Annotated in this window: 30 protein-coding genes and 3 pseudogenes; 17 read left to right on the top strand and 16 right to left on the bottom strand. The window is 73.4% G+C overall.

The window, feature by feature from the left end; all coding sequences use genetic code 11:
• Positions 1-10 precede the first annotated feature (10 nt).
• The 3 genes from VFG42_RS22605 to VFG42_RS22595 all read right to left on the bottom strand — a co-directional run bounded on the left by VFG42_RS22605 (position 11) and on the right by VFG42_RS22595 (position 3283).
• Positions 11-661, bottom strand: coding sequence for a sensor domain-containing protein (locus VFG42_RS22605; RefSeq protein WP_324911083.1), 651 nt, complete (start codon positions 659-661; stop codon positions 11-13).
• A gap of 99 nt (positions 662-760) precedes the next feature.
• Entirely contained in the window at positions 761-2317 is a 1557-nt protein-coding gene (locus tag VFG42_RS22600; RefSeq protein WP_324911082.1) for a fatty acyl-CoA synthetase, read from the bottom strand.
• Positions 2318-2326: 9 nt separating this feature from the next.
• Positions 2327-3283: a LacI family DNA-binding transcriptional regulator gene (locus VFG42_RS22595; protein WP_324911081.1), complete on the bottom strand. Its 957-nt coding sequence runs from the start codon at positions 3281-3283 to the stop codon at positions 2327-2329.
• A gap of 172 nt (positions 3284-3455) precedes the next feature.
• On the opposite strand from VFG42_RS22595, the gene VFG42_RS22590 reads away from it, so the two are divergent.
• The 3 genes from VFG42_RS22590 (at position 3456) to VFG42_RS22580 (ending at position 6268) form a co-directional block, all read left to right on the top strand.
• Entirely contained in the window at positions 3456-3842 is a 387-nt protein-coding gene (locus VFG42_RS22590; protein ID WP_324911080.1) for a hypothetical protein, read from the top strand.
• Positions 3843-4038: 196 nt separating this feature from the next.
• Positions 4039-5505, top strand: coding sequence for a hypothetical protein (locus VFG42_RS22585; RefSeq protein WP_324911079.1), 1467 nt, complete (start codon positions 4039-4041; stop codon positions 5503-5505).
• A 328-nt stretch (positions 5506-5833) separates the two neighbouring features.
• Positions 5834-6268 (top strand): hypothetical protein, encoded by a 435-nt coding sequence (locus tag VFG42_RS22580; protein WP_324911078.1) that lies wholly within the window; start codon positions 5834-5836, stop codon positions 6266-6268.
• On the opposite strand, the gene VFG42_RS22575 is transcribed toward VFG42_RS22580, so the two are convergent.
• Positions 6265-6588, bottom strand: coding sequence for a winged helix-turn-helix domain-containing protein (locus tag VFG42_RS22575; protein ID WP_324911077.1), 324 nt, complete (start codon positions 6586-6588; stop codon positions 6265-6267). The two genes, VFG42_RS22580 and VFG42_RS22575, sit on opposite strands and share 4 nt — an antisense overlap.
• Before the next feature lie 41 nt (positions 6589-6629).
• On the opposite strand from VFG42_RS22575, the gene VFG42_RS22570 reads away from it, so the two are divergent.
• From VFG42_RS22570 to VFG42_RS22560, 3 genes are all read left to right on the top strand, one after another.
• Positions 6630-7088, top strand: coding sequence for a hypothetical protein (locus VFG42_RS22570; RefSeq protein ID WP_324911076.1), 459 nt, complete (start codon positions 6630-6632; stop codon positions 7086-7088).
• 203 nt (positions 7089-7291) lie between these two features.
• Positions 7292-8596 carry a hypothetical protein gene (locus VFG42_RS22565; protein ID WP_324911075.1) on the top strand — a complete coding sequence of 435 codons (1305 nt, stop codon included), beginning with the start codon at positions 7292-7294 and terminating at the stop codon, positions 8594-8596.
• Positions 8597-8604: 8 nt separating this feature from the next.
• Positions 8605-9339: an ATP-binding protein gene (locus VFG42_RS22560; protein WP_324911074.1), complete on the top strand. Its 735-nt coding sequence runs from the start codon at positions 8605-8607 to the stop codon at positions 9337-9339.
• A gap of 20 nt (positions 9340-9359) precedes the next feature.
• On the opposite strand, the gene VFG42_RS22555 is transcribed toward VFG42_RS22560, so the two are convergent.
• Entirely contained in the window at positions 9360-9935 is a 576-nt protein-coding gene (locus tag VFG42_RS22555) for a TetR/AcrR family transcriptional regulator (RefSeq protein ID WP_324911073.1), read from the bottom strand.
• A 14-nt stretch (positions 9936-9949) separates the two neighbouring features.
• A complete protein-coding gene (locus VFG42_RS22550) occupies positions 9950-11326 on the bottom strand; it encodes an MFS transporter (protein WP_324911072.1) in 1377 nt (458 codons plus the stop codon).
• 113 nt (positions 11327-11439) lie between these two features.
• Between VFG42_RS22550 and VFG42_RS22545 the strand changes: the two genes are divergently transcribed.
• Positions 11440-12366 (top strand): NAD(+)/NADH kinase, encoded by a 927-nt coding sequence (locus VFG42_RS22545; protein ID WP_324911071.1) that lies wholly within the window; start codon positions 11440-11442, stop codon positions 12364-12366.
• A gap of 33 nt (positions 12367-12399) precedes the next feature.
• On the opposite strand, the gene VFG42_RS22540 is transcribed toward VFG42_RS22545, so the two are convergent.
• The 4 genes from VFG42_RS22540 to VFG42_RS22525 form a co-directional block, all read right to left on the bottom strand.
• Positions 12400-13005, bottom strand: a complete 606-nt coding sequence (locus VFG42_RS22540) for a helix-turn-helix domain-containing protein (RefSeq protein WP_324911070.1) — start codon at positions 13003-13005, stop codon at positions 12400-12402.
• 91 nt (positions 13006-13096) lie between these two features.
• Positions 13097-13468: a hypothetical protein gene (locus VFG42_RS22535; protein WP_324911069.1), complete on the bottom strand. Its 372-nt coding sequence runs from the start codon at positions 13466-13468 to the stop codon at positions 13097-13099.
• A gap of 82 nt (positions 13469-13550) precedes the next feature.
• Positions 13551-15053: an ATP-dependent DNA ligase gene (locus VFG42_RS22530; RefSeq protein WP_324911068.1), complete on the bottom strand. Its 1503-nt coding sequence runs from the start codon at positions 15051-15053 to the stop codon at positions 13551-13553.
• A gap of 10 nt (positions 15054-15063) precedes the next feature.
• The gene (locus tag VFG42_RS22525) at positions 15064-15480 is read right to left on the bottom strand and encodes an SRPBCC family protein (RefSeq protein ID WP_324911067.1); all 417 of its coding nucleotides are present in this window, start codon (positions 15478-15480) and stop codon (positions 15064-15066) included.
• A 51-nt stretch (positions 15481-15531) separates the two neighbouring features.
• On the opposite strand from VFG42_RS22525, the gene VFG42_RS22520 reads away from it, so the two are divergent.
• From VFG42_RS22520 to VFG42_RS22510, 4 genes and pseudogenes are all read left to right on the top strand, one after another.
• Entirely contained in the window at positions 15532-15975 is a 444-nt protein-coding gene (locus VFG42_RS22520; protein ID WP_324911066.1) for a MarR family winged helix-turn-helix transcriptional regulator, read from the top strand.
• A 10-nt stretch (positions 15976-15985) separates the two neighbouring features.
• Positions 15986-16732, top strand: coding sequence for a VOC family protein (locus VFG42_RS22515; protein WP_324911065.1), 747 nt, complete (start codon positions 15986-15988; stop codon positions 16730-16732).
• Between the two features lie 24 nt (positions 16733-16756).
• A pseudogene (locus VFG42_RS27580) lies at positions 16757-16987 on the top strand (Ku protein); the annotation flags it as partial.
• Positions 16988-17081: 94 nt separating this feature from the next.
• Entirely contained in the window at positions 17082-17606 is a 525-nt protein-coding gene (locus tag VFG42_RS22510; protein ID WP_324911064.1) for a Ku protein, read from the top strand.
• Here VFG42_RS22510 and VFG42_RS22505 read toward each other — a convergent pair.
• Positions 17501-17902: a hypothetical protein gene (locus VFG42_RS22505; protein ID WP_324911063.1), complete on the bottom strand. Its 402-nt coding sequence runs from the start codon at positions 17900-17902 to the stop codon at positions 17501-17503. The two genes, VFG42_RS22510 and VFG42_RS22505, sit on opposite strands and share 106 nt — an antisense overlap.
• The gene (locus VFG42_RS22500; RefSeq protein ID WP_324911062.1) at positions 17899-18252 is read right to left on the bottom strand and encodes a DUF192 domain-containing protein; all 354 of its coding nucleotides are present in this window, start codon (positions 18250-18252) and stop codon (positions 17899-17901) included. The genes VFG42_RS22505 and VFG42_RS22500 overlap by 4 nt, the downstream gene beginning before the upstream one ends.
• An 80-nt stretch (positions 18253-18332) precedes the next feature.
• On the opposite strand from VFG42_RS22500, the gene VFG42_RS22495 reads away from it, so the two are divergent.
• Positions 18333-19391, top strand: coding sequence for a flippase-like domain-containing protein (locus VFG42_RS22495; protein WP_324911061.1), 1059 nt, complete (start codon positions 18333-18335; stop codon positions 19389-19391).
• A 78-nt stretch (positions 19392-19469) separates the two neighbouring features.
• On the top strand, positions 19470-20714 hold the full coding sequence (locus VFG42_RS22490; protein ID WP_324911060.1) for a PASTA domain-containing protein: 1245 nt from the start codon (positions 19470-19472) through the stop codon (positions 20712-20714).
• Positions 20715-20876: 162 nt separating this feature from the next.
• Here the strand turns inward: VFG42_RS22490 and VFG42_RS27575 are convergent.
• Both VFG42_RS27575 and VFG42_RS27570 read right to left on the bottom strand, forming a co-directional pair.
• Positions 20877-21017, bottom strand: a pseudogene (locus VFG42_RS27575) (serine hydrolase); the annotation flags it as partial.
• Between the two features lie 205 nt (positions 21018-21222).
• Positions 21223-21592: pseudogene (locus tag VFG42_RS27570) on the bottom strand (serine hydrolase); the annotation flags it as partial.
• A gap of 52 nt (positions 21593-21644) precedes the next feature.
• Between VFG42_RS27570 and VFG42_RS22475 the strand changes: the two are divergent.
• The 4 genes from VFG42_RS22475 to VFG42_RS22460 all read left to right on the top strand — a co-directional run bounded on the left by VFG42_RS22475 (position 21645) and on the right by VFG42_RS22460 (position 24932).
• Positions 21645-22046: a penicillin-binding transpeptidase domain-containing protein gene (locus tag VFG42_RS22475; protein WP_324911057.1), complete on the top strand. Its 402-nt coding sequence runs from the start codon at positions 21645-21647 to the stop codon at positions 22044-22046.
• Positions 22047-22275: 229 nt separating this feature from the next.
• Positions 22276-22929 (top strand): hypothetical protein, encoded by a 654-nt coding sequence (locus tag VFG42_RS22470; RefSeq protein WP_324911056.1) that lies wholly within the window; start codon positions 22276-22278, stop codon positions 22927-22929.
• 225 nt (positions 22930-23154) lie between these two features.
• The gene (locus tag VFG42_RS22465) at positions 23155-24270 is read left to right on the top strand and encodes a DUF262 domain-containing protein (protein ID WP_324911055.1); all 1116 of its coding nucleotides are present in this window, start codon (positions 23155-23157) and stop codon (positions 24268-24270) included.
• Positions 24267-24932: an MAE_28990/MAE_18760 family HEPN-like nuclease gene (locus VFG42_RS22460; protein WP_324911054.1), complete on the top strand. Its 666-nt coding sequence runs from the start codon at positions 24267-24269 to the stop codon at positions 24930-24932. The genes VFG42_RS22465 and VFG42_RS22460 overlap by 4 nt, the downstream gene beginning before the upstream one ends.
• Positions 24933-24952: 20 nt before the next feature.
• Here VFG42_RS22460 and VFG42_RS22455 read toward each other — a convergent pair whose 3' ends face one another.
• Both VFG42_RS22455 and VFG42_RS22450 read right to left on the bottom strand, forming a co-directional pair.
• Positions 24953-25150 (bottom strand): hypothetical protein, encoded by a 198-nt coding sequence (locus VFG42_RS22455; protein WP_324911053.1) that lies wholly within the window; start codon positions 25148-25150, stop codon positions 24953-24955.
• Between the two features lie 25 nt (positions 25151-25175).
• The gene (locus tag VFG42_RS22450) at positions 25176-25550 is read right to left on the bottom strand and encodes a hypothetical protein (protein ID WP_324911052.1); all 375 of its coding nucleotides are present in this window, start codon (positions 25548-25550) and stop codon (positions 25176-25178) included.
• Positions 25551-25567 lie beyond the last annotated feature (17 nt).

Here is a 25567-nt window from a genome sequence, read left to right as displayed (position 1 = left end):
GATCGCGCTCCTAGTGCTGCAAGATGGCCCGCGCGGCGTGCAGCGTCGCCGCGGCCGTCACCCGGCAGACGTAGTACGCGACGGGGACGAGCACCAGGCCGGCCGCCGCGCGCGCGACGTTGGCGCCCAGGCTGTGCGCGTTGAGGAACTCGAGCGTCGCGTTGGGCTGGTCGTCGTTGTCGGGCAGCGACCAGTACCAGGCCGGCGAGGTCAGCAGGCCCAGCGCCGTCGACCAGGCGGTGACCGCGATCGTGAAGCCCGCGATGCCGATCGGGAGCATCAGCAGCCCCCAGAGCGCGTCGCGCCAGGCGCCGAGGTCGGTCGCCGCGGCCTTCGTGCGGGCGATCGGGCCGCCGGTCCAGGGGCGGCGGGTGCGGCTCACCGGCATGCCGGCCTGCGAAGCCCGCCAACGCTCGGCGTCGCCCATCCCGCGCGCGGCGTAGAGCGTGGCGAGCAGGACGGGGATGCCCAGCAGCGTGATCGCCAGGCCGCCCGCGAGCGAGAGCCCGGTGACCAGCACGGTGAACGTGACCACGCCGGCGGGGAGCCCGACGAGGAGGTAGGTCGCGTCGCGCCCGGCGGTCACGGCGTAGGCGCCGAGCCGGCGGCCGCTCGGCTCGATCGGGGCGGTCGGGGAGGAGGAGAGGGTCGTGGTGGCCATGTCCACCATGTTCGCCCCGCGCCGCCCACCACACCATGCGGGGCACCCGCGTCCCCGCCCTCCGGAAATCCCGACTACCGCGCGCGGGTCGTGACGCCGCTAGCGCCCCACCGCCGAGCCGCTGCCGCCGCCGAACTCCTCGCGCAGCTCGCGCTTGAGGAGCTTGCCCGACGGGTTCTTGGGCAGCTCGTCGACGAAGTGCACCGACTTGGGCAGCTTGAACGGCGCCAGGCGCTCGCGGGCGTGCGCGAGCAGCTCGTCCTCGGTCGCCGGCGCGCGGGTGACGACGATCGCGGTGATCGCCTCGATCCAGCGCTCGTGCGGCGTGCCGATCACCGCGACCTCGGCGACCGCCGGGTGCGTGTACAGCGCCTCCTCGACCTCGCGGCTGGCGACCAGGACGCCGCCGGTGTTGATGACGTCCTTGACGCGATCGACGACGAAGAGGTAGCCCTCCTCGTCGATCCGGACGAGATCGCCGGAGTGGAACCAGCCGCCGGCGAAGGCCTCCTCGGTCTCCTCGGGCTTGTCCCAGTAGCCCGTGCACAGCTGCGGCGAGCGGTAGAGGACCTCGCCCTGTCCGGCGCCCTCGATCGCCTGCCCGTCGTCGTCGATCACCTTGACCTCCACGAACAGCACCGGGCGCCCGGCGGAGTCGGGCCGCGCGTCGTGCTCCTCGGGACGCAGGACGGTCGCCAGCGGCGCGATCTCCGACTGCCCGAAGGCGTTGTAGAACCCGACGCCGTCCAGCGCGCCGCGCAGCCGCTGCAGCACCGGCACGGGCATGATCGACGCGCCGTAGTAGGCCTTCCGCAGCGCGCTCAGGTCGCGCGTGGCGAAGTCCGGGTGCTCGCTGATCGCGATCCAGACGGTCGGCGGCGCGAACAGCGCGGAGATGCCGTCGCGCTCGACGCGGGCCAGGATGTCGGCCGGGTCGGGCTTCTCGACGACGTGGTTGGTCGCGCCGAGCATCAGGTAGGGCATCAGGAACGCGTGCATCTGCGCCGAGTGGTAGAGCGGCAGCGGGTGCAGTGGGACGTCGTCGGCGCGCATGTCGAGCGCCACGACGCACGAGACGTACTCGTGGACGAACGCGCGGTGGGTCATCATCGCGCCCTTCGGCGCGGCGGTCGTGCCCGACGTGTACAGCAGCTGAACCAGGTCGTCGTCCTTGACGACGACGTCGTCGAGGTCCGGCACCTCGCCGGTCAGCGCCCATCGCAGGACGTCGTCCTGGCCGTCGGCGCCGTCGCGCAGCGTGCCGATGCGCCGCACGTCGCCGAGGTCGTCGGCGATCGCCTCGACGGCCGCCATCAGCGCCGGGTCGGCGAACAGCCCGGTCGCGCCCGACTGCGTGACGATGTAGGCCAGCTCGCCCCCGACCAGGTTGTACTTGACGGGCACGTGCACGAGCCCGGCGCGGGCGCAGCCGAGGTACAGCAGCAGGTAGGCGTCGGAGTTCGTGCCCAGCGCGGCGACGCGGTCGCCGTGGGCGAAGCCGGCCTCCAGCAGGCGGCCCGCGACGCGGGCGGTGGCGGCGTCCAGCTCCTCGTAGGTCCAGCGGCGCTCGCCGAACACGAGCGCGGTCCGGGTCGGCCGGCGGCGGGCGCTGCGGCGGACGAGGTCCGCGACGGTGCTCGGCATCTCGTGGGACATGCCGAGAACCTATCCGGCCGTGGACCCCCGGACGACCAGCTCGGACGGCAGGACGACGTTCCTGGGGCGCTTGCCCCGCAGGCGCGCGAGCAGGAGGCCGAAGGCGGCGGCGCCGAGGGCCTCGGCGTCGAAGCGCACGCTGGTGATGTCCAGCAGCCGGGCGACGTCGAGGTCGTCGAAGCCGACGACCGCGACGTCCTGGGGGACGCGCAGCCCGAGCTCGCGGGCGGCGGCGACCAGGCCGGAGGCCAGCAGGTCGTCGTCGGCGAAGAACGCGCCGGGACGGTCCGGGCGCTCCAGCAGCCGTCGCGCCTCGGCCATCGCGCTCGGCGCGTCGAAGTCGGCCTCGCCGACGACCATCGCCTCGGGGTCGATCCCGAGCCGGCCGAGGTGGGCGGCCCACCGCGCGCGGCGGCGGTCGAACGTCTGGCCGCCGGCCCGGGACCGCAGGTAGCCGATCTCGCGGTGGCCGAGCTGCTGGAGGTGGGCGAGCGCCGCGTCGGCGCCGGTCTCGACGTCCAGGCGCACGAACGGGATCCGCGGCTGCTCGTACTCGACGATCACGACCGGGCGGCTGCCGGGCTCGCGCAGCGCGCGCGGCACCTTGGCGGCGAAGAACAGGAAGCCGTCGATCGCGCCCTCGGCCAGCGCGACCGCCGAGCTGTCCCGGCCCTCCGCGCCGTAGTTGTCGTCGATGAGGACGACGACGTGGCCGGCCTCGCGCGCGGCGCGCTGGGCGCCGCGCAGCGTGCGCCCGAAGAACGGGTGCGTGACGTCGCGGACGACCAGCCCGACCGCCGACGCCGTGCCGCTGCGCAGCGCGCGCGCCGCGGCGTTGGGGCGGTAGCCCAGCTCCTTGGCCGCGGCGCGGACCGCGTCCTGCGTGGCCTCCGAGACGCGCCCGGGGCCCTTGCCGGAGAGCACGAGCGACACGGTCGTCTGCGAGACGCCGGCCCGCTTGGCCACGTCGACGCTCGTGACCTTGCGCGAGCGCGACGAGGCGGCACCGGAGACCGGCTGGGGCTGACGAGCGTTCGGGGCGATGCCCGGATCACACCACGCCGCGCCGCGACGCGTCGGGCGCGCGCTTGCGGAGCCCGCCTGGCGATGGGTAGTCATACGTAGTACCGTTGTACGTATGACTCCTCTCCCCCTCCCCCGCTCCACCGGCCTTCTGGCCCGCGGCGCGCTGCTCGCGCTGGTCGTCGCGGGCTGCGCCGGGACGGCCGCCTCGCGGGACCGGACGACCGCCCCCGCCCCGGCCCGCACCGCCGTCCTGGCGGGCGCCGACGCCACGCCGGCGGCCGTCGACGCGGCGACCGGACCCTCCGGCGGCGCCACCGCGACGGCCGTCGTGACCGTCCGCCGCGCCTCCGGCGCCCTCGACGCCCAGGCTCAGGCCACCCGCCTGGCCGCCGAGGGCTACGACACGATCGTCGGCGTCGGCGCCGAGGCCCGCGCCGCCGTCTCCCAGGCGGCCGCCGCCGAGGTCGGCGACGCCGACACCGTCTGGCGGACCCGCTGACCGCCCGGGAGGCGGGCCGAGCGCGGCCCGCCCCCCGAAGGCCCTGGGACGCACCACGGGAGGCCCCTTGTAACTAAGGGACGCTTTACCGGCGCCCGCCTTTCGCGCCGGTTCGGGTACGGGCCACCCCACCAGCCGCCTCATTGGGGGACCCCCTGATGCGCCCCCAGCCATGGCGCGACAGCCTGTCGCGACCATGCTCTCCCCCTCCTCCATCTCCCCTCGCGCGGCGCTGCTCGCGCTGGCGAGCGCGGGCCTGCTCGCGCTCCCCGGCGTGGCGTCGGCCGCCACCGTCACCTCCGACGGCACGACCGCGACCATCAACGGCACGGACGCGCCCGAGGAGATCGACGTCCACTACGACGGCGGCCAGCTCACGTTCGGCGGCTCGGTGGCCCCGGGCGCCGGCTGCACCGGCGATCCCGGCAGCGTCACGTGCCACGCGGGCAGCGGCGGCGTCGTCGGCAACCTCGCCGGCGGCGACGACCGGGTCCACTCCTACCTCACCGGCGCCCCCGCCAAGTACGGGCGCTACGACCTCGGCGCGGGCAACGACTTCGCCGAGGGCTACGGCTCCGAGGTCGTCTACGGAGGCCCCGGCAACGACGAGATCGACGGCCTCGACGGCGACGACGAGATCGACGGCGGCCCCGGCAACGACAGGCTCAGCGGCGGCGCGGGCGCCGACATCCTGCGCGGCGGCGAGGGCGACGACACGATCTCCTCGGACCCGATGGAGCACGACAGCCCCGACGTGATCGATGGCGGCCCCGGCCGCGACACGATCGTCGACTGGATGCGCGGCGACCCCGCGACCGAGCAGCTCGTCACGGTCACGCTCGACGGCGTCGCCGACGACGGCTTCCCCGGCGAGGGCGACAACGTCATCAACATGGAGGTCGTCGAGTCCTACGGGTCGCTGCGCTTCATCGGCACCGACGGCGACGACGTCGCCTCGGCCTCCGAGGTCGGCAACCGCGCCGAGCTGTTCGGCAAGGGCGGCAACGACCAGCTCAAGGGCACCGACCGCGACGACGTCATCGACGGCGGGCCGGGCGACGACACGATCACCGGCGGCTACGGCAACGACACGATCGTCGGCGGCCCCGGCCGGGACACGATCATGGGCGACCGCGACAGCCGCTGCAACGAGCTGCACTGCGACATCTCGCCCGGCTCGGCCAACGACACGATCGACGCCGTCGACGGCGAGGTCGACACGATCTCCTGCGGCCCGGGCAACGACACGGTCAAGGCGGACGCGATCGACGTCGTCGCCGCCGACTGCGAGACGGTCATCCGCGCGGGCGTCACGCCGGGTCCCGGCCAGACGCCCGGCACCCCGCCCAAGAACGGCGACAAGGGCGGCTCCAAGGCGGCCGAGCGCCTGAAGCTCTCGGGCAAGCCCACGCTGAAGACGTTCCTCAAGAGCGGCCTGACCGTCACGGTCAGCGGTCGCAAGGCCAACGCCAAGGTGTCGGTCTCGGCCAAGCGCGGCGCCAAGGTCGTCGCCCAGGGCTCGGCCAAGGCCTCCAAGAGCGGCACGGCCAAGGTGAAGGTCAAGGTCACCAAGGCCGGCAAGCGCGCGCTGCGCAAGGCCAAGACGGTGAAGCTCACGATCGTCGCCGGCAGCGACCGCCTCACGGTCACGCTGAAGCGTTGACCGTCAACTCTCACCAAAACGGTGCATTTGTGGCGCGTCGGCCCGAGGACCCCTCGCCAAGGCCGGCGCGCCAACTTCGCTCCGGCGCCGCGTGATCTTCGGCTCGCCGCCGTGTCTCGAGCGCTGGAATCGGTCCGTTCCGGGCCCGTGGAGCGCCCAGCCGCGCCGTCGATTCCTCAGCCCTTTGGACGGCGCGGCGGGGCCTTTGCGCGGACCAGAACTGGAATTTCTTTCAGCGCGGTCATTGCACACAGCAGTGAGTGTCGTTACAGTGGCGCGCCACTCGTCACATCGTCAACATCGCGGCACCACCGCGACCCGGGACGTCATGTCGCTCACCCCGCCTCACCCATCCGATCGCCTCACGCCTCCTCCGGCACCGCAGGAGGAGGCCTCGGCCGTCCGGCCCGACGATCCGGACGCTCGGCTGGAGGCGGCGGTCGTCGCGGCGCGCGAGGCGGCCGTCCGCGCCTTCACCTCCGCGTTGGACGGCGACGGCCGCGGCGCCGCCGTGGTCCCCGAGGTCCGGCTGATGATCACCGCGACGCGCGGCAACCCCTCGGGCGAGTACTCGACCAGCGAGGTCCGCTTCGCGGCGCCGGACGGCGTGGCGATCAGCCACCACGACAAGGTCGCGATGGCGCTGGCGAGCATGAAGGCGATCTCGCCGGAGATCTACTCCACGATGATGGCCGGCATCTCGCGCGGCCGCCGGGTCACCCTCGGGGGACTGCGCGCGTGCCTGAAGGCGGCGGCCCGCTAGTCGGCGGCCGGCTCGCCGGCCGTGGCGACGATCGCCTCGAGCGTCGCGACCAACGTCGGCCAGCCGCGGTACTTGGACGCGAACACGCGTCGCAGCAGGTTCGGGGACGCCTCGGCGGGCTCCTGCCGCACCAACTCGATCAGCCCCGCGGCGGAGAGCGCCCGCATCGCGTGGTTGACCCGGTCGAAGGGCTCGGAGAGCTCGTCGGCCAGCTCGGATGCACTCCGTGGACGCTCTTCGAGCGCCAGGAGGATCGGCAGCCGCACCGGATGGCGGAGCTCCGCCAGCATGCGGGCGGCCTGATCGGACACGACGTCCACGCGCTCGCTCAGCATTTCCCAACGACAGGAGCTTGAAACGCATGGCCTCGGCACGCGAGCAGCAGAAGCGACGCAAGACCCTGCGCCCTCATCCGGCGCGCGACCAGATCGTGGACGCGATGCGCAGCTACGGACAGCCGATCAGCCCGACGCGGCTGGCGGAGGTCACCGGCAACACCTTGGGGTCGATCGCCTACCACGTGCGCACGCTGCTGGCGGCGGGGGTCGTGGAGCTCGCCGAGGAGGGGCGCGTGCGCGGCGCGGTCGAGCACTTCTACGCGTTGGTCCCCGTCAACGAGGCGGAGATCAACGACCCGCTCGTCGGCCTGCAGAAGCTGTGCGGCGTGCTGACCCTGCCCACCGGCGAGAACGGGTACCCGCAGCCTGTCCCGCTCGACGACGAGGCGCGCGCGCAGATGCAGAAGCTGCTGGACACGATGCGCCCGAAGGTGCAGCGCATCGTCCGCGAGACCGCCAAGCGCGCGGCGGCCGGCCGGTAGCCGCGATCCACTCCGCGTCGTCACCCGTTTCCTCCCTGGCCACGCATTCGGAGCATTAGGGCCACGAGGCGCGAAGTTGTGACAAACGCACGACGACGAACTTTGTGACCGACGTTGTCCGAGCACTTGCTCGCGACCGCACCTCGCAAACTCCGGCACTTCCGCGTCCGACCCGACCACGGCCCCTTCTACGATCGGGGGCCGTGCCCGAGCCCGACCGCCATGACCGCGAGCTGGACGCCTGGGTCCTCGCCGCGGTCGCCGAGCTCGACGTCGACGGCCTGAAGCTCGGGCTCGGCGCGCGCGAGCTGCCGGTCCCCGGCGTCGCCGAGCGGGCGGGGCTCGACGAGCGCGTCGTCGGCGTCGTGGCCGATCGGCTCGCCCAGCGGGGCCTCGTCCGCCTGCTCGACCACGCCGACCCCGCGCGCGTCGTCCTGACCCCGGCGGGCCGGCGCGCGGCCGCCGACACGCCCAAGCCCGCGCGGGCCCCGGCGCCCGACGGCTCCCGCTTCGTGTTCCTGCGCCCGGCCGCGCCGCAGGGGCCGGCGGCGCCCGACGACGAGCAGGTCTGCGACTTCCACCCCAAGCGCCGGCGCAAGGGCGTCCTGGACGACGGCGGCGAGCACTGCGACGGCTCGGGCTGGATCGTCGACCCGGCCACGCGCGAGAGCCGCCCGTGCCGCTGCCGCCCGCTGCGCATCGCGCGCAACCGCGACCGGCGCCTGGGCGGTCGGATCACGACCGAGATCCTCAACTACGGGCTGGCGTCCTCCCTGCACCCCGAGCTGCACCCGGCGCTCGTGCCGGTCGTCGCGCGCTGGACCGCCGACGTCGACGCCCAGCTCGACGCCGGTCGCGGCCTGTGGATGACGGTCGCCGGGTGGGACCGCCGCGTGGCCGCCGACGCCCTCGACGAGGACGCGCGCCCGCCGCGCACGCAGGCCGAGTTCGAGGCGGCCGCCGCGCGCGCCGGCCGCCTGCTGGACGCCGACGCGCTCACCGACCAGCGCCACCGCGAGCAGGCCTCGCGCGCCGGCGGCGAGCTGAGCCTGATGGAGGTCCGCAAGGTCGCCGAGACCGCCGCCGGGTCGTCGGCCGCCGCGATCGCCCGCGCCGCCCACCACGCCGGCCGCGGCGTCGCGCTCTACTCGCTGTCCTCGCTGTACCGCAGCCTCGTGCACCTCTCCCGCCACGGCGGCTACCGCGAGCGCCTGGACGCGCTGCGCACCGCCGACCTCGTCGTGCTCGTCGGCCTCGACCACCAGGTCCTGCGGCGCGCCGCGCCGTGGCAGCGCGACTGGCTCTCCGAGCAGCTCGAGCTGATCGCGATCGGCCGCTACGAGCACCTCAAGTCCACCGTGATCGTCTCGACCGGCTGGCCGCTGGAGCACCTCCAGGAGGCGCTGTCGCCGGAGACCTTCCACCGGCTCGCGTGCGCCGCCGGCGAGCCGCTGCCCGCCCGCCGCCCGCCCGCCGCCACCCCGTCCCCCGCCGCTACCGTCACCTGAGGACCGCGATGCTCGACCCCGACTTCGACTGCCCCAACGGCTGCGACGCCAACGGCTTCCTCTTCGACGAGGTCACCCGCCAGGCCTATCCGTGCTCCTGCCGCGAGGAGCGCCTGCGCCGCCGCGCGCACGGCGACATGGAGGCCTCGGTCGGCCGCTACGCGCCGCCGCGCTTCCAGGACCTCGACTGGTCGAGCCTGCCGCTGAGCGGGATCGCCGAGCGCCACACGGCGGCGGCCACGCACGTGCGCCGCTTCGCCGAGCGCGTCGGCGACAACGTCCGGCAGGGCCGCGGCCTCTGGCTGCTGGGCAACAAGGGCACGGGCAAGACGACGCTGGCCTACTACGTCGCCCAGCAGGCGCGCGCGGCCGGCCTGAGCGTGCTGACGCGCAACACCACCGACCTGCTCAACGAGCTGCGCGACTCCTACAAGCCCGACGCGCAGCCGACGACGCGCCAGATCATCGACGCGGTCACGCACGTCGAGCTGCTGCACCTGGAGGACGTCAGCGTCCCCCGCCCCAACGACTGGGTGCTGGAGCAGCTGTACACGATCGTCAACCGCCGCTACGAGCACAACAAGGCGATCGTCTTCACCTCCGACACGCCCTTCGGCCAGGCGCTCAAGCCCGACGCGCTGGCCGACCACATCGGCGAGCGCACCTACTCGCGCCTGATGCAGATGGTCGGCGACCCGATCCTGATGACCGGTCAGGACTACCGCCTGACCGTCGGCGCGTAGGCGTAGGCGTTGGCCTAGGCCTACACCTTCCGGAACACCGAGCGCAGCGTCGGCTGCAGCACGCCGACCGCGTCCTCGGAGGCCAGCGCGCCGGCGCGCAGCTGGTCGCCGGCGGCGTGCATCAGCGCGAAGTAGGTCGCCAGCAGCCAGCCCACGGTCAGGTCATCGCGGAACTCGCCGGACGCCTGCCCGCGGGCGATGAGCGCGCCGATCGGCTCGTGCAGCGCCCGGTGGGCCCGGTCCATCGCGGCGGGCGTCAGCACGTCGGCGGCGCCGCGCGCGATCCCGCCGCCGCGGTCGAGGTGGTCCCACGCGATCGCGGTCAGCCGGTCGAGGGCCTCCAGCGCGGGGCCCTGGTCCAGCCGCGCGTCCTCCAGGGCCGCCTTCGCGCGGTCGATGACGCGCGTGACGACGCCCTCGACCAGCGCCTCCCGCGTCGGGAAGTGCGCGTACAGCGTGACGCGGGAGACGCCGGCCGCGGCCGCCACCGCCGACATCGACGACGGGGCCCCGCGCGTCAGCAGGCCCTCGGCGGCGTCGAGGATCGCCGCGGCGTTGCGCTCGGCGGTCGCCCGGCGGTGGTCGGTGCTCGGCACGGATCCCACCGTACTCAGTGGGCGGCGACGCGCACCCCGGGCGCGGGCCTCACGGCGGGCGCGGCGACGAGCGCCAGCACGGCCAGGGCGCCCGCGATCGCCGCGGCGACGACCATCGCGTGCCCGAACGCGAACGCCGTGCCCGCGGCCGAGGACAGCACCGCCACGCCGAGCGCCGCGCCGATCTCGTGCGCGGTCGACATCAGCCCCGACGCCGCCCCGGCGCCGTGGTGGCCGACGCCGCTCATCGCCGCGATCTGCACGGCGGGCAGCGTGACGCCGAAGCCGACGCCGAGCGCGAGCATCCCGGGCAGGACGTCGGCCGCGTAGGAGACGTCGGCCGCGCCCGGGGCCGACGCGCACAGCGCCGCGCCGACCGCCGCGACCGTCAGCCCGCCCGCGATCAGCACGCGCGAGCCGGCGTGGCCGATCGCGTGCGAGGTCAGGTGCACGCCGGCGCCGATCGCCGCGACCAGCGGCAGCAGCCCGAGGCCGGTGTCGATCGCCGACCAGCCCAGCGCGCCCTGCAGCTCGACCGACAGCAGGAAGAACGTCCCGGCGATCAGGCCGGTCCCGCCGAGCATCGCGACCGCTCCGGGCGCCAGCGCCGGGACGCGCCAGACCGCCGGGGCCAGCAGCGGGCGCGACGCGCGGCGCTCGACCGCCGCGAAGACGCCGAGCAGCGCGAGGCCCACCGCGCCGACGACCAGCGTGCGCGCGGCCAGCCAGCCGTGGTCGGCCGCGCCGGAGATGGCGTACACCAACGCGACCAGGCCGGCGACCGACGTGGCGGCGCCGGGCAGGTCGAGGTCGCGCACGCCGCCGGGCCGGGCGGCGTCGAGGCCGCCGGCGCGGCCCGGGCTCGGGATCACGCGCGGCGCCAGCAGCGCCGCGGTCAGCCCCACCGGCACGTTGACCCAGAACACCCACTCCCAGCTCAGCCACGACGTGAGCATCCCGCCGGCGACCGCGCCGACGCCGATCCCGGCGCTGGCCACCGCGCCCCAGACCGCCAGCGCCCGCGCGCGCTGCTCGCCCGGGTAGGTCGTCGTCAGGATCGCCAGCGCGCTGGGCGTCATCAGCGCCGCGCTCGCGCCCTGCGCGGCGCGCGCGCCGATCAACGAGCCCGCCGACGGCGCCAGGCCGCAGGCCAGCGACGCGCACGAGAAGCCGACCAACCCCATCAGGAACGTCGTACGGCGCCCGACGACGTCGGCCAGGCGCCCGCCCACCAGCAGCAGCCCGCCGCTGGCCAGCACGTACGCGGTGACGACCCACGCGAGGTCGCCGGGCGCGAACGACAGCGACCGTCCGATCGACGGCAGCGCCACGTTCACGATCGCGATGTCCAGGACGACCATGAACTGCGCCACGACCAGCAGCGCCAGCACGTCCCACGATCGCCTTCCCTCTACCTTTACATTCATGTCAAGGCAGGCTAAGCCATGGTTGACAGCGTTGTCAACCCATCGGCGGACGGGCCGCCCGCTACCGTCTGATCGCCATGGCGCTCCTCCGCATCGGCCTGGTCCTCCATCCCGTGCGCGACACCTCGGCCCAGGTCCGATCGATCCTGGACTGGGCCTCGGCCCACGACTGCGAGGTGCTGGTGCGCGGCGCCGACGCCCCGCGGGCGGCGATCGACGGCCTCCGGGTCGTCGCCGACGACGAGACGTTCGCCGCGCAGGCCGACGGCCTCATCAGCCTCGGCGGCGACGGCACGATGCTCGGCGCGCTGCGGCTCGTGGCCCGCGCGCCGGTGCCGGTGCTCGGGGTCAACATGGGGAACTTGGGGTTCCTGGCCGAGGTCGGGCCCGACGAGCTGCCCCAGGCGCTGGAGCGCCTCAACGACGACAACTTTACGATCGAGCCCCACAGCTGCCTGGAGATCCGCTACGGCGACGGAGGCACCGCGACCGCGTTCAACGACGTGGCGATCTCGCGCGTGCCGGGCAGCGGCTGGGTGCAGGCCTCGATGGCCGTCGACCGCCGCCGCTACGGCTACTACCGCTGCGACGCGCTGATCGTCGCGACGCCGACCGGCTCGACCGCCTACTCCTACGCCGCCGGCGGCCCGGTCATCTCGCCCGCCGCCGCCGGGATGCTCGTCACGCCCGCCTCGCCGCAGTCCGGCATCAGCCGCCCGCTGTTCCTCTGCCCGCAGGAGGAGCTGCGCCTCGACCTGCTCTCCGACGCCGGGCGGCCCGCGCTGGAGATCGACGGCGCGGTGTGCGACCGCCTCGGCCCCGGCGACGGCATCGACGTCCGCTGGCGCTCGGACGCCGGGCTCGTCGTCCGCCTCGACGCCGCGGCCCACGAGGAGCGCCAGCGCCTGAAGTTGTCGCTCTTGGACCTGCCGCTGCTGCCCGACGAGCTGCGCGAGCTGGGCCCGCCGCCCACCCCGGTCGACCCGCCGACCGAGATCCGCTGACGCCGCCGCGCCGCGCCGCGGCGCCGCACGCCGCTAGCCCAGCAGCTCCTCCAGCACCGCGGCCAGCGCCTCGCGGTCGGCCGCGGCCACGCGCGGCAGCCCGCCGGTGGCGCGCGTGATCATCACCCCCAACAACGCCGCGACGACGACCTCGGCGCGCAGGCCCGGGTCGACCACGCCGGCCTCGCGCAGCCACGTCTCCAGCGGCGCGGTGACGTAGGCGCGCAGCCGCCCGCCCAGCTCGTCGCGGGTGGCGGCGTCCGTGTCCGGGTCGCTCAGCGCGCGCAGGACCGGCCCGACGCCGTGCTCGTCGACGCGCCGCAGCATCGCGTCGATCACGTGGCGCGGCGAGCGGCGCTCCGCGGGCGGCTCGGCCGCCGCCGCGGCGGCGGTCGCGGACGCGGACGGCGTGGGCTCGACCGAGAGGCGATCCTGGTCGAGCACCGCCTGGTACAGCTCGGCCTTGCCGCCGAAGTAGCGGGCGATCAGCGCCTGGTCGACGCCGGCGCGCTCGCCGATCGCGCGGACGGTCGTGCCGCGGAAGCCATGGGCGTCGAACAGCTCGCGGGCGGCGTCCAGCAGCGCCTGGCGCGTGGCCGCGGCGTCACGACGCCGGGCGGTGGGCGATCCCTCGCTCATGCCGCGAGCGGGGAGGGTAAGTCAGCGGGCGATGACACGGCGCGCCCGAAGGTACCAGGCCCGGTGGCGCGCCCTCGGCGTTCCGACGCCCTCAGCGCAGCGTCAGCGCGCCGCCGCGAGTGCGCAGCGTGGCGTGGTCGCCGTCGACCTCCAGGCCGCCGCCCAGCGCCGCGTCCAGCACGTCCTCCAGCCACGTCAGCACGGCCTCCTCCGGCAGCGACGCGGTGTCGCGCGAGAGCAGGAAGCCGCGCTTGCCGAGCAGGAGCGTGATCGCCCGCGCGTGGGCGGAGACGAGCACCAGCGGCGCGCCGGCCTCGTCGGACAGCGTGAACCAGACGCCCATCGGCGCGCCGGGCTCGCGCAGCTCGATCGACGCGTCGCGATGGCGCGCGACCGTGCGCTCCACGACCGGGGCCAGCCGCGCGCGGAGCTCGCGGGACGATTGCTCGAACTCCTCCGGCATTGCGAGCGAACCTTAGCGGTCGACCGGACCAGAAGCCGGTGCGTTTTGTGAAGGTTTGAGGAACTTCGGGAACGTCCGGGTTTCACACCCGCAGCGCGAGGACCGCGGCGAGGTCGTCGGCCTCGGCGGCGGTCTTGTCGGGGCGGTAGCGCAGCACGCGCGCGAAGCGCAGCGCGACGCCGCCCGGGTAGCGCGGCGAGGTCTGCACGCCGTCGAAGGCGATCTCCACCACCAACTCGGGCTTGACGTGCACGATGTAGCCCTTCTCGGTCGAGACCGCCAGCTCCTGGAGGCGCTCGGTCTGCCAGGCCAGCAGCTCGTCGGTCAGCCCCTTGAAGGTCTTGCCGAGCATCACATAGCCCTTGCCATCGGGCGCGCGCGCCCCGAGGTGCAGGTTGGAGAGCCAGCCCTTGCGCCGGCCGTTGCCCCACTCGGCGGCCAACACCACCAGGTCCAGCGTGTGGCGCGGCTTGACCTTCAGCCAGCTCGCGCCGCGGCGGCCGGCGGCGTAGACCGAGTCGATGGCCTTGACGACCACGCCCTCCTGCCCGGCGGCCAAGGCCTCGTCGAAGTGCCGCTGGGCGACGTCCGCGTCGGCGGTGACCACGCGCGGGACGCGCAGCGCGGCGTCGGGGACCGCGGCGCGCAGCGCCTCGTCGCGGCGGCGCAGCGGCGCGTCCAGGAGGTCCTCGCCGTCGAGGTGCAGGATGTCGAAGAAGACCGGCACGACGCCGGGCGCGCCGGAGGCGATCCGCGAGGAGGTCACCTGGAAGGGCTCGGGGCGGCCGTCGGGACGCAGCGCGATCGCCTCGCCGTCGAGCACGACGCGCTCGACCGGCAGCGCGCGGACGGCGGCCACCACCGCGGGCAGGCGGTCGGTCAGGTCGTCCAGCGAGCGCGAGGCGACGACGACGCGCTCGCCGTCGCGGTGGACCTGGATGCGCGCGCCGTCGAGCTTGTGGTCGACGACGGCCTCGCCGGCCTTCTCCATCGCCTCGGCCAGCGACGCCGCGGGCGAGGCGAGCATCGGCTTCAGCGGGCGGCCGACCTGGAGGTGGAAGCGCTCCAGCCCGGCGGCGCCCTCGCGCAGCGCGGCCTCGGCGACCACGCGCGCGTCGCCGCGCAGCATCGTCGCGCGGTCGACGGCGGCGCGCGGCAGCCCGGTGGCGACGGCGACCGCGTCGGCCATCACGCCCGCCAGCGCGCCCTGGCGGATCTCGCCGGACAGGAGGCCGCGCAGCAGCGCCTGCTCGGGCTCGGTCGCGCGCGCGAAGAGGTCGGTCAGCGCCGCCCGCCGCGCCGCCTGCGAGCCGGCCCCCGAGATCTCCGAGAGCCGCTCCAGCGCGACGTCGACCTCGCCGACGGTCAGCGACGCGTCCGCCGCCGGCTCCGGGAGATCCCGCAGCGCGGCCCAGCCGACGCCGGTGCGGCGCTGGCGCGGCTCGCCGCTGAGGTACGCGACGCCCGGCTCGACCTCACCCGCGTCCAGCCGGCGCAGCGCCTCGCCGAGCAGCTCGGCCTTGCGCTTGCGCGAGCGCGTCGCGCCGACGGCGAGCGAGGTGGTGGCCAGGTCCGCGAAGAGCACCGCGCGGAGGCTAGCCTTCGGCCGCCGCCAGGTGTCCGATCGCCTCCAGCTCGGCCTCGACCGTCGCCATCTGCGCGTCGAGGACGGCCGGGTCGTCGAAGGCGGGGTCGCCGAGCAGCAGCGTGAAGGCCAGCTCGGCGCCGTCGCCGTTGGGCGTCACGCGCAGGAAGGCGCCGCGGCGGGTGTCGCCGGGGCGGATCAGGTCGGCCGTCCCGGCGGCGGCGTCGGCGCGCAGCGAGACCGGGAAGCGGACGTCGCCGCTGGTGATCAGCCAGCGCTCGTCGCCCTCGTGCTCGGCCGCCGAGGCGAAGGCGGGCGCCCACTCCGGCAGGCGCGCGCCGTCGGCGATGACGGCGAAGACGGCCTCGGGCGGCGCGGGGATCGATCGCGTCCGGGTCTCGGCGCGGACGGTGGAGATCGTATGCATGCGCAGATCGTATGCAGACTCCTATCGTATGGCAAGACGTATGCTTCGCCGGTGCCCGCCGACGACCAGGACCTCGCCGCGCTCTGCGCGCGGCTCGGCCGGCGCCTGGCCGACGCCGAGCGCCCGATCCTCGACGCGCACGAGCTGTCGATGTGGGACTACGTGGTGCTGTCGCACCTGGCGCGCGCGCCCGCGGGCACGCAGCTCGCGCTGGCCCGGGCCATCCGCTATGACAAGACGCGCCTGATCGCGCTGCTGGACGGCCTGGAGGCCGCGGGGCTGATCACGCGCGCGCCCGACCCGGCGGACCGGCGGGCGAAGGTGGTGGCCTTGACGCCGGAGGGCGAGGCCCGCCGCGCCGGGGTCCAGCGGGAGATCCGCGCGATGGAGGCCGACGCGCTCGGCGCGCTGCCCGAGGCCGAGCGCGCGCGGCTGCGGCGCGCGCTGGCCCGGGCGGTGGACGCGGTCGGCCGGACCCCGCGCGCGAGCGGGTAGCGTCCGCTCCGTGTTCGACCACGTCACGATCCGCGTCTCGGACCGCGCCGCCTCCGAGGCGATCTACGCCGAGCTGCTGGAGACCCTCGGGCTCGAGGTCACCTACAGCACGCACGCGTTCGCCGAGTGGCGCGACTTCTCGATCGCCCAGGCCGACGAGGCCCACGCGGTCACGCGCAACGTGCACCTCGGGTTCGTGGCGCCGTCGCGCGAGCAGTGCGACGCGTTCTGGGAGGCCGGCCGCGCCGCGGGCCTGGCCGACGACGGCGCGCCCGGCGAGCGCCCGCGGTACGTGGAGGACTACTACGGCGCGTTCCTGCGCGACCCGGACGGCAACAGCGTCGAGGCCGTCCACTACGGCCGCATGCGCCACGACGGGATCGTCGACCACGTGTGGCTGCGCACGCGGGATCTCGCCGCGGCCGCGAAGTTCTACACGTCGATCCAGCCCGCGGTGGGCTACGAGTACGACGACGGCACGCCGGGCGAGATCACCGCGCGCACGCCGGAGCGCGGCGGGTCGATGACGTTCGTGCCCGTCGCCGCCGGCGAGGCGGTGACCGAGCACGTGCACTTCGCGTTCCCCGGCACCGAGGAGCAGGTGCGCCGCTTCCACGACGACGCCACGCTCGCCGGCTACCGCGACAACGGCGCGCCCGGCGAGCGCCCGCAGTACCACCCCGGCTACTACGCGGCCTACATCTTGGATCCCGACGGCCACAACGTCGAGGTCGTCGACCACCACCGGGACGCGTGAGGCCGCGCACGGCGACCGCCGGCCATGTACGGGCGCGCGCCGGAGTGGGTACGCCATCGCCCGATGGCTCCCCGCTCGGTGCACCTGGAGGACGGCGCGCGCGACGAGGGCGCCGACGCGTTCCGCCTCCTGCACGACGCGCTGGAGGAGACCGGGCGCGCGGCGATCGGCCGCTTCACGTTCCACCAGCGCGAGCACGTGGTGGCGATCCGCGCCTACGAGGGCGTGCTGGCGCTGCACACGATGCGCTTCGCCGACGAGCTGGTGGTGCGCAAGGACCTCGACGCGCCGCGCGCCGCGCGCCGGCGCCGCGCCGAAGCAGAAGGAGCTGGACCTCGCCGAGAAGCCGGTGGAGTCGCTGTCGGAGGACTTCAAGCCGGGCCGGCTGCACGACGAGTACCGCGAGGCCGATGGCGCGCGGATCGAGGTCCGGCGCTTCTGCGCCAAGGAGGACGCGGAGGTCGCGCTGGAGGACATCGGCCACGCGTACGAGCTGGACTCCGGCAAGACGGTGGTGTTGACCGACGCCGAGCTGGACGCGGTCGCGCCGAAGAAGACGCGGACGATCGAGATCGCGTCGTTCGTCGACGCGCGGGAGATCGACCCGATCCTCTACGACCATCCGTACTGGCTGCTGCCGACCGGCGACTCGGCCGGGACCAAGCGCGCCTACCGGCTGCTGGTCGAGGCGACACCGCGTCGTTCGCGCGCGGCGGGCGCAACCCGCAGCGGATCCGCGATCCGTCGGCCGGGCCCGCGACCACGGCGCTATGGCGTGCCTGACTGCGGCGACTCGAGCGTCGTGCTCCGGACGCGGTGGTCGGCGTCCAGGTGGATGCGCCAGACCTGGCGGTCGGTCGAGCCGCGGCCGTAGGGCAGGTCGTAGTCGATCTCGGTGAGGCCGTCGCGATCGGGCGGGCCGAGCGTGGCGACGACGTCGGTGTCGGACCTGCCCTGGATCTGGTGGCAGTCCCGCAGCCCGTCGAGCAGCTGGACGCGGCGGTCGTAGTCGGCCTTCGACCACAGCGCGGGCGTGACGCGGAACGTGTCGCAGTCGACGCTGGAGGAGTCGTCGTGGTGGAGGGCCACCAACGCGACGAAGGCGAGCACGACGACCGCCGCCCCCGCGGCGAAGACCGTCAGCAGGCGGCGCGGAGACGATCCGATCACGGGCGCCAGCTTGACAGCCCGGCCCGCAGGAACGCGTCGGCGCGTCCGGCGCGCACCTCGACGACCGACCGCGCGCGCCGGGCGGCGCGGTGGGAGCGGCGCCCCACGTCGCGGTCCACGCGCAGCACGCTGCCGTCGCGCGCCAGCCAGACGAGGTCGAGCGCGAACCGCATGCCGAAGGTGTGCACGGAGCGGGTGCGCGGCAGGTGCAGGCCGACCGCGTCGGGGAGCGCGTCGAGCCCGGCCAGCCCACGCAGGCGCGCCAGCGACGTCGCGGCCTCGACGACGACCAGGCCGTCGTCGAGCGTCGTCGCGGGCAGCCGCGCGAGGCGGGCGGGAAGGTCGACCACGCCGGCCTGCCTAGCCGCGCACGCGGCCCGCCAAACGCGCGCGGTCCGGGGCGGGGGCCACCGGGCCTACGCTGGGAGGCGTGGACCAGGGTCCGCCCACCTCGCCGCCCGTGTCGCCCTCGGCGCCGGGCCAGCCCATGCCGGCGGGCCTGGACGCGCGCAAGCTCGCGCGGCGGGCGGTCCAGATCGCGCTCGCGCTGGCGGTCCTCGTGGCGGTCGCGGTGCTCGCGCCGGGCCTCGGCGAGGTGCGTGACCGGCTGGGCGCCGCGTCGCCCGGCTGGATCGTCGTCGCGGTGGCCTTCGAGGTCCTGTCGTCCTTGTCCTACGTGTTGATGTTCCGACCCACGTTCTGCTCGCTGATGACCTGGCGGTCGGCGACCGAGCTGGGCCTGAGCGAGGTCGGCACGGGCTCGCTGGTGCCCGCGTCCGGCGCCGGGGGCGTGGCGCTCGGCGCGTGGGTGCTGTCGCGCGCGGGGATGCGGACCGAGACGATCGCGCGCCGCTCGGTCGCGTTCCTGTTGTTGAAGTCCTCGATCAACTTCGTGGCCGTGGCCGCCGTCGGCATGCTGGTTTTCGCCGGCGCCATTGGGCCATCGCAATCGGTCTGGCTGACGCTGCTGCCCGCCGCGCTGTCGGTGCTGGCGATCGTGGCGATCGCCGCCGTTCCGAGGATCCCGGCCGGCCGCCCGGCCGCACCCGACGACGGCCGCGCGCGCCGGCTGTGGCGGGCGACGCGCGCCGCGCTGGTGACCGGCACCGCCGAGGCCGGCGTGCTGCTCAAGCGCAGGGACCCGTGGCTGATCGCCGGGATCGTCGGCTACTGGGCCTGGGACAACCTCGCGCTGTGGGCGAGCTTTCGCGCCGTCGGCGACACGCCCGGCGCCTCGGTGATCTTGTTGGGGTACCTGATCGGCCAGCTCGGCGGCCTGCTGCCGATCCCGGGCGGCATCGGCGGCATCGACGGCGGGCTGATCGGGACCCTGATCGTCTACGGCGCCGACGCGTCGACCGCCACCGCCGCGGTGTTGGCCTACCGGATCATCCTGTTCTGGATCCCGCTGCTGCTGGGCGCCGTGGCCTTCGCGTCGCTGCGCAGGTCCATGCGGCGTCCGGCGGGGTTCATCCCCTGCGCGGACTGACGTGCGACTCGACCGCCCGTCCATTCCGTATGTGATCTGAGCATTCGGTGGTTGCGCGCAGCGCGGACGATCGCGAGGATGTCCGCCGTGATCCGCCTGCGAAGCCTCTTTGCCGCCTGCCTGCTGCTGTCGATCGCCGTCGCCGCCCCGGCGCGCGGCGCGACGACGATCGGCGACACCACGACGCCCGTCAGCGCCCCAGGTGGCGGACCGATCATCGTCGTCCAGGCCACGGACCCCAGCGACGCGTCGTACGCCGTGCCAGCGGGCGGCGGCGTGATCACCTCGGTGGCAGCGACCACCTCGAACCCCACGACGTTCCTCGTCGTCCGACCGGGAGGGGCCGCGTCGTACACGGTGGTCGGCACCCAGGCGCTGACCGCGCCCGCCTCGATGACGCTGGCGACCGCGTCCACGCGCATTCCCGTCGAGGCCGGCGACCGGCTCGGCATCTTCGTGCCCTCGGGCTCGGGGACCGCCGCCGCCTCGGACCCCGTCGCGGGCTACGCGACGTTCGCGGCCTCCACCGCGCCGACCTCGGGGCAGACGCTCTCGAGCCCGGACGCGAGCGGGCTGTCCCGCGTGTCGCTGTCCGCCACCGTCGAGCCCGACGCCGACCACGACGGCTACGGCGACGAGACCCAGGACTCCTGCCCGTCCAACCCGGCGATCCACGTCGGGCCGTGCGCGACCGACCTGTCGGTCCGGGCCTCGGTCGCGCAGTCGACGATCGCCCAGGACGACGTGACGACGATCACGGCGCCGATCAGCGCGAGCGACGCCGAGGCCACGGACGTGACGGCGACCCTGAGCGTCCCCGGCGCCCTGGCCGTCGTCGCCGCCGTGGCGCCGGGCGGCGACTGCGAGAACGGCCCGGCGGGCTACGTCTGCCCGGTCGGCGACATCGCGGCCGGCCATCCGCGCAAGGTGTACCTCGTGGTCCGCGGCGCCAACCCCGGCGCGTGGACGGTCGGCGTGAGCGTGAGGACGCCGGTGACCGACACCGACCCCCAGAACGACTCGGCGTCGGTGGGCGTCACGGTGACGACGCCGCCGGCGAGCGGGGGATCGCCGCAGGTGCCGAGCGATCCGGGACCGAAGCTCTGCACGGTCCCCTCGCTGAAGGGCAAGACCGCCGCGGCCGCGAGGACCGCGCTGACCAAGGCCGGCTGCGCCGCGGGCAAGGCCACCGGGTCGAAGGCCAGGAAGGCCAAGGTGAGGTCCCAGACGATCCCGGCGGGCGTGCAGGTCCTCGCCGGGACCAAGGTCGGCTACGGGCTCAAGGCGCCGGCGGTCAAGAGGAAGGCGCCGAAGAAGCGCTGACGCCGCGCTCGCGCAGCAGCTCGACCGCCGTCCGGCCGGCGGTGCCGATCGCCGCGTCCGCGCGCGGCTGCGTGGGCGCGGGCGAGCCGGTCTGGGTGAGCACGCGACGGCGTAGCGGCCGCCGTCCGGGTACTCGACCACCCCAACTTCGTGGCGCATGGTCGGCAGCGTCGCGGTCTTGCCGCTCACGCGCACGTCGTCGGACGGGAAGCCGGACGCGAGCCGGTGGGGCCAGACCTGCAGCGAGAGCACGCGGCGCATCTCCGCGCAGGCCCGCGGTGAGGCCGCCTCGTCGCGCCAGATCGCGGCCAGCAGCGCCGTGAGGTCGCGGGGCGAGGCGCTGGAGGTCTGGTCGGGATCCAGGAAGCGCAGGCTCCGCGGGTCGCCGACGCGCGCCGCCGCGTCGGCGGGGGCTGGCGCCGCCGGTGTCCTCGCGCAACATGATGAACATGTCGCGCAGCGTCTGGCGGACGGCGATCCCGGGCAGGCCGAGCGCGCCCATCTCGACGGTCACGCGGTCGACCCCGACCGCATCGAAGAGCACGTCGGCGGCGGCGTTGTCGCTGACGGTGATCATGAGCAGCGCGAGGTCGCGCAGGCTCAGCGTGGCCGGGTCGGAGGACCGACAGGCCGGTGAAGCCGAGCGTCCGGCCCTCGGCGGCGATCGTCCGCTGGGCGGTCGGGTCCAGCTCGCGCGCGTCGGCCAGGCGGTGGAAGGCGACGAGCAGCGCGACCTTGGCGATCGAGGAGATCGGCACGCGGGCGTCGGGGTCGTGGCCGACCTGACGTCGATCGCGACCGCGATCCCGTCCGCGTCCCAGCGCCTCGCCGCCGCCCTGGCGCCCGGCCAGCGCGGCTGGATCCACGCGCGCGGCCATCGCCCGCTCCCGCGTCCCGGCGCCGCAAGGCGCCGTGGCCCACGCCGCCGCCATGATCGGCCAGGACCGCATCACCGCGACCCCGCTGGCCATGGCCTCCGTCGCCGCGACCGTCGCCGACGGCCGCCGGCGCTCCCCGAGGCTGCTCGCCGACGACCGCTCGGTGACCGGCCCTCCCCTCCCCTCCTCCGAGCTCGCTCCCCTCCGCTCGCTCATGCGCGGCGTCATCACCCACGGCACCGGCGCCTCGGCCCTGGCCGGCGCGGCCGGCGACGTCATCGGGAAGTCCGGCACCGCCGAGTTCGGCGCCGGCGACCCACCCCCGACCCACGCCTGGTTCATCGCGGCCCGCGGCGACCTGGCGGTCGCGGTGCTGGTCGAGCGCGGCCGCTCAGGCGGCGCGGTGGCGGCGCCGCTGGTGGCGCGGTTCTTGGAGGCCTACGGCGCGGGGTAGTGCGACCCCTTCATTGCGAGCGCCACTCGGATGCGCTCAGTAGTTGAAGGAGTTGTGTCGTTGCCAGTCAAGTCGCTGCAAAGCTCAAGGCTTTGCGGACTAGACATGGATGGAGTGTAACCGGGCGGAACGGACTTTGGGACCCAATGTGGCCCCTGAGATTGGGCTGCGGCACCCGAGACGCCTCTGCCGCCGGACGACAACTTAGCGTTCAGCCATGGTACCCGTCTTGTTCTCGATCGAGTGGAAGCGCCAGGTCGAAGACGACATGGCCAGCGGCGAGCGGATGCAGTCGTTGCACGACATGTTGATCCAACTCCGCGACCCGGCGTACGTCGCGTCGGCTGCCATCGTCCCCGCCATCACCCAACGCTGGGGTCACCGCGGCTACGACTGGTATGACGCGGCCGCGGTCGACGAGGTGGCATTCCTCGCCAAGGTCGGCCTACTCGCGATCGCATGGGTGCCGGTCGGCGCCGTCCCCGGCAAGGATCGCGAGCAGCGACTCAACCAGGAGCGGCTCGACGCGATCGCCTCTCCGTTTGGGGCCACCTTTCTCGGCGGCGCCGGCGACAGCGACGGCACGCTCGGATGGGACTCGCCTATTGAGCTGATTCATCAGCAGGGCGACGGCACGGAGCTGCACCTCAAGTACGAGCCGACGAGCATCCCCCTCGAAGTCGGGCACGTCGCCCCGGAAACCGTGCCGTGGCACATCCGATACGAAGGCGGCGTCGCCCGCTGGCCCTATCGCTCCGAGTCGATCGCGCTCATCCTGACTACACGCCGCTATCCGGGACGCGCCGCCGGCAGCGCGCTATACCCCGACATCATCTCGGGCCGGCGGGTTGCGGACGAAGGCTTTCCGCTCGACGCCGGATAGTGGCGCGCCCGCTGCATGCGGTCACTCGGGCTGCTGGCGGTCGGAGGCGACCCGATGTGTCGAAGAACCACGCTCAGGTCGCCGGCGAGCTCAGCTCGGCCAATCGCGATGTCTTCGCCTCGCTCCTTCCGCTATCAAGACGAAAGGCGAATGCGCTCAGCCCACTGCGGTCGAGCGGCGACCGCAGAAGGAGTCACACCGATCGGGAAGGTACGCTGCCGTCCTATGGACCTCAAAGAAGAGATTGACCAGCGTCGTCGAGAGATCCACACAGAGGGTTATCCGATGTCCGTCGGCGAGATGCTCAACGTTTATCGCGACGGCGATCTCGACATCCACCCTGAGTTCCAGCGGTTCTTCCGCTGGAGCGACGCTCAGAAGTCGCGGTTCATCGAATCTCTTCTCCTCGGGATTCCGATTCCGTCCGTATTCGTCCATCAACGCCAGGACGGCGTGTGGGATGTCATTGACGGGCTTCAGCGCCTCAGCACGATCTTTGAGTTCGTCGGAGTCCTGAAGGACGAGGACGGCAGCTCGAAGCCGCCAAGCGTCTTAGAGGCAACCGAGTACCTGCCATCACTTGCGGGCCTCCGATGGGAGGCCGACGCCAGTCACAACGGTCTATCCCCCGAGCACCAGCGTCTCATCAAAAGAGCCGCGATCGACATCAAGATCGTGAATCGGGAGAGCGACGAAGACGCGAAGTTCGACCTGTTCCAGCGTCTCAACACGGGCGGTTCTCAGTTGTCGGACCAAGAGGTGCGCAACTGCCTTCTCATCATGGAGAACCCAGAGTTCTACCGATGGCTGACCACGCTTCAGGCAACGTCGGCGTTCCAGAACACGGTCGCGGTTTCGGATCGCGCGAAGGACGAGCGGTACGACGCCGAACTCGTGATCCGCTTCCTCTCGCTCAAGGACTCAACGACTGAACAGCTCCGCGGCGTCGGCGATATGAAGGACTTCCTAGACCGGCGTTCTCGAGGGTTCGCCCGGGACGAGTCCTACGATCGAGATGCGGAGACCCACTCCTTCGAGCAGACGTTCACTCTTCTCGATGAGGCGCTCAGTGACCAAGCATTCCGTCGCTATGACGCAGCAAGCGGCAGAACGCGCGGAGGGTTCTCGGTGTCAGCCTTCGAGGCAATCACGATCGGTGTGAATACACACCTCGATGAGTGGCTCGCGATGAATGCAGACGCCAGAAATGACGAGCTTGTGAAGCGCTCGCGTCAGCTGTGGTCTGACGCAGAGTTCCGCAACAATTCCGGAAGCGGGATTAGAGCCTCGGGTCGAATCCCGAAGACGATCCCTCGGGGCAAAGAACTCTTCAAGCCGTGAAGCTGCGCAGCCTCCAAGAGTTCGAGGACGCGATCGATCGCGAAACCGCGTGGCGCAAACGCGAGCTGTCAACCGTGCTCAGTCAGGCGCGGGCCGCGCGAACTCCGCTCCAGCCTACGGCACTGCGATCCGGCGTCGCGCTGCTGTACGCACACTGGGAAGGATGGATTAAGCGCGTTGCCGAGATGTACATCGACTTTGTGGGCCAGCAGCGCTTGGCACACGATCAGTTGAGTGCTCCGTTTCTGGCGCTTGCGCTGAAGGTGCGCATTAGCGATCTAATCGAGGCGAAGTCGGTTGGTCTCCACGTTGCGTTCGCTGAGTTCCTCCAAGCCGATCTGTCAACACGAGCGCGGCTAGTCGGCCAAGGTCACGTCCGCACAGAGTCGAATCTGAGCTCTGCGGTTCTTCGCGACATAGTCGATCGGCTAGGTCTCGACTATCAGCCCTACGAACTCCAAAAGCAACTCATTGACCAGCGCATGGTGGAGACTCGAAACCACGTCGCACATGGCGAATACCTCGATGTGTCGCTGGCGGACTTCGAGACGCTCCACGATGAGGTAAGTCGGATGCTCCGTGTCTTCACCGCGGACGTGCTCAACCACGCGGCCTTGAAGAACTATCGAGCGCCGGGCGCCACCATCCCGGTCGGCCCCTAGGCGACACAGTCTGAGCGGCGCTAAGCGGGCACTGAGACCGACGAGGCGTAGACGGTCTCGCCGACCATGTTGCCATCGTCGTCCTGCGCGGTGAGGAAGACCTCGGATGCGGACTCGGGTTCGGCCTGGGCGATGCCGGCGAGGCAGTCGAGGGCGGCGGCGCGGTCGGTGAACGCGTCGAGGAGGTTGCCGGTGCTGTCGAAGATCGAGTACGTCATCGCGTCTCTTGGAGCAGGATAGGGCTCAGCCGGTGGCTTCCACAACATCGGTCACGCAGGTTGCGAGCTGAAGAGGGCGACCCCAAACGGACCAGTGGGCGGGGCCGCCGGTCTTTGCAACGCAGAGGCCGAGGTCCGGTAGGAGATCGATCGCCGCGACGTGGCCGCCGAGCTTCGGCACACGACGGGCGAGTTGGGCGGCAACGTCCGCTGAATCGAACATCGACAGCGCCATGTGGATCACCGCGGCGCGATCCTCTGGACCTCGAGGCGGTCGCCCCTGCTCGTAGTGCGACAGGAACGCTTCGCCGAACCGCTCGTCGTCCCGAGCACGGCTCACCCGATACAGCCGCTGCGGCTCCTCGACGACCTCCACCTCGACTGACCGCAGCAGCGACATCGGACCCGGCATCTCGC

It is taken from the genome of Baekduia sp., from assembly GCF_035685985.1.
Taxonomy (GTDB): domain Bacteria; phylum Actinomycetota; class Thermoleophilia; order Solirubrobacterales; family Solirubrobacteraceae; genus Baekduia.
This window is presented reverse-complemented; position numbering and strand designations above follow the sequence as displayed.

Excerpts from the sequence above, each read along its gene's own strand:
- VFG42_RS22545 (WP_324911071.1), top strand. The coding sequence starts at position 11,440 with ATGGCGCTCCTCCGCATCGGCCTGGTCCTCCATCCCGTGCGCGACACC.
- VFG42_RS22600 (WP_324911082.1), bottom strand. The coding sequence starts at position 2,317 with ATGTCCCACGAGATGCCGAGCACCGTCGCGGACCTCGTCCGCCGCAGC.
- VFG42_RS22490 (WP_324911060.1), top strand. The coding sequence starts at position 19,470 with ATGTCCGCCGTGATCCGCCTGCGAAGCCTCTTTGCCGCCTGCCTGCTG.
- VFG42_RS22525 (WP_324911067.1), bottom strand. The coding sequence starts at position 15,480 with ATGCATACGATCTCCACCGTCCGCGCCGAGACCCGGACGCGATCGATC.
- VFG42_RS22475 (WP_324911057.1), top strand. The coding sequence starts at position 21,645 with ATGATCGGCCAGGACCGCATCACCGCGACCCCGCTGGCCATGGCCTCC.
- VFG42_RS22570 (WP_324911076.1), top strand. The coding sequence starts at position 6,630 with ATGGCCTCGGCACGCGAGCAGCAGAAGCGACGCAAGACCCTGCGCCCT.
- VFG42_RS22535 (WP_324911069.1), bottom strand. The coding sequence starts at position 13,468 with ATGCCGGAGGAGTTCGAGCAATCGTCCCGCGAGCTCCGCGCGCGGCTG.
- VFG42_RS22455 (WP_324911053.1), bottom strand. The coding sequence starts at position 25,150 with ATGACGTACTCGATCTTCGACAGCACCGGCAACCTCCTCGACGCGTTC.
- VFG42_RS22560 (WP_324911074.1), top strand. The coding sequence starts at position 8,605 with ATGCTCGACCCCGACTTCGACTGCCCCAACGGCTGCGACGCCAACGGC.
- VFG42_RS22585 (WP_324911079.1), top strand. The coding sequence starts at position 4,039 with ATGCTCTCCCCCTCCTCCATCTCCCCTCGCGCGGCGCTGCTCGCGCTG.
- VFG42_RS22540 (WP_324911070.1), bottom strand. The coding sequence starts at position 13,005 with ATGAGCGAGGGATCGCCCACCGCCCGGCGTCGTGACGCCGCGGCCACG.
- VFG42_RS22580 (WP_324911078.1), top strand. The coding sequence starts at position 5,834 with ATGTCGCTCACCCCGCCTCACCCATCCGATCGCCTCACGCCTCCTCCG.
- VFG42_RS22465 (WP_324911055.1), top strand. The coding sequence starts at position 23,155 with ATGGACCTCAAAGAAGAGATTGACCAGCGTCGTCGAGAGATCCACACA.
- VFG42_RS22605 (WP_324911083.1), bottom strand. The coding sequence starts at position 661 with ATGGCCACCACGACCCTCTCCTCCTCCCCGACCGCCCCGATCGAGCCG.
- VFG42_RS22450 (WP_324911052.1), bottom strand. The coding sequence starts at position 25,550 with ATGTCGCTGCTGCGGTCAGTCGAGGTGGAGGTCGTCGAGGAGCCGCAG.
- VFG42_RS22590 (WP_324911080.1), top strand. The coding sequence starts at position 3,456 with ATGACTCCTCTCCCCCTCCCCCGCTCCACCGGCCTTCTGGCCCGCGGC.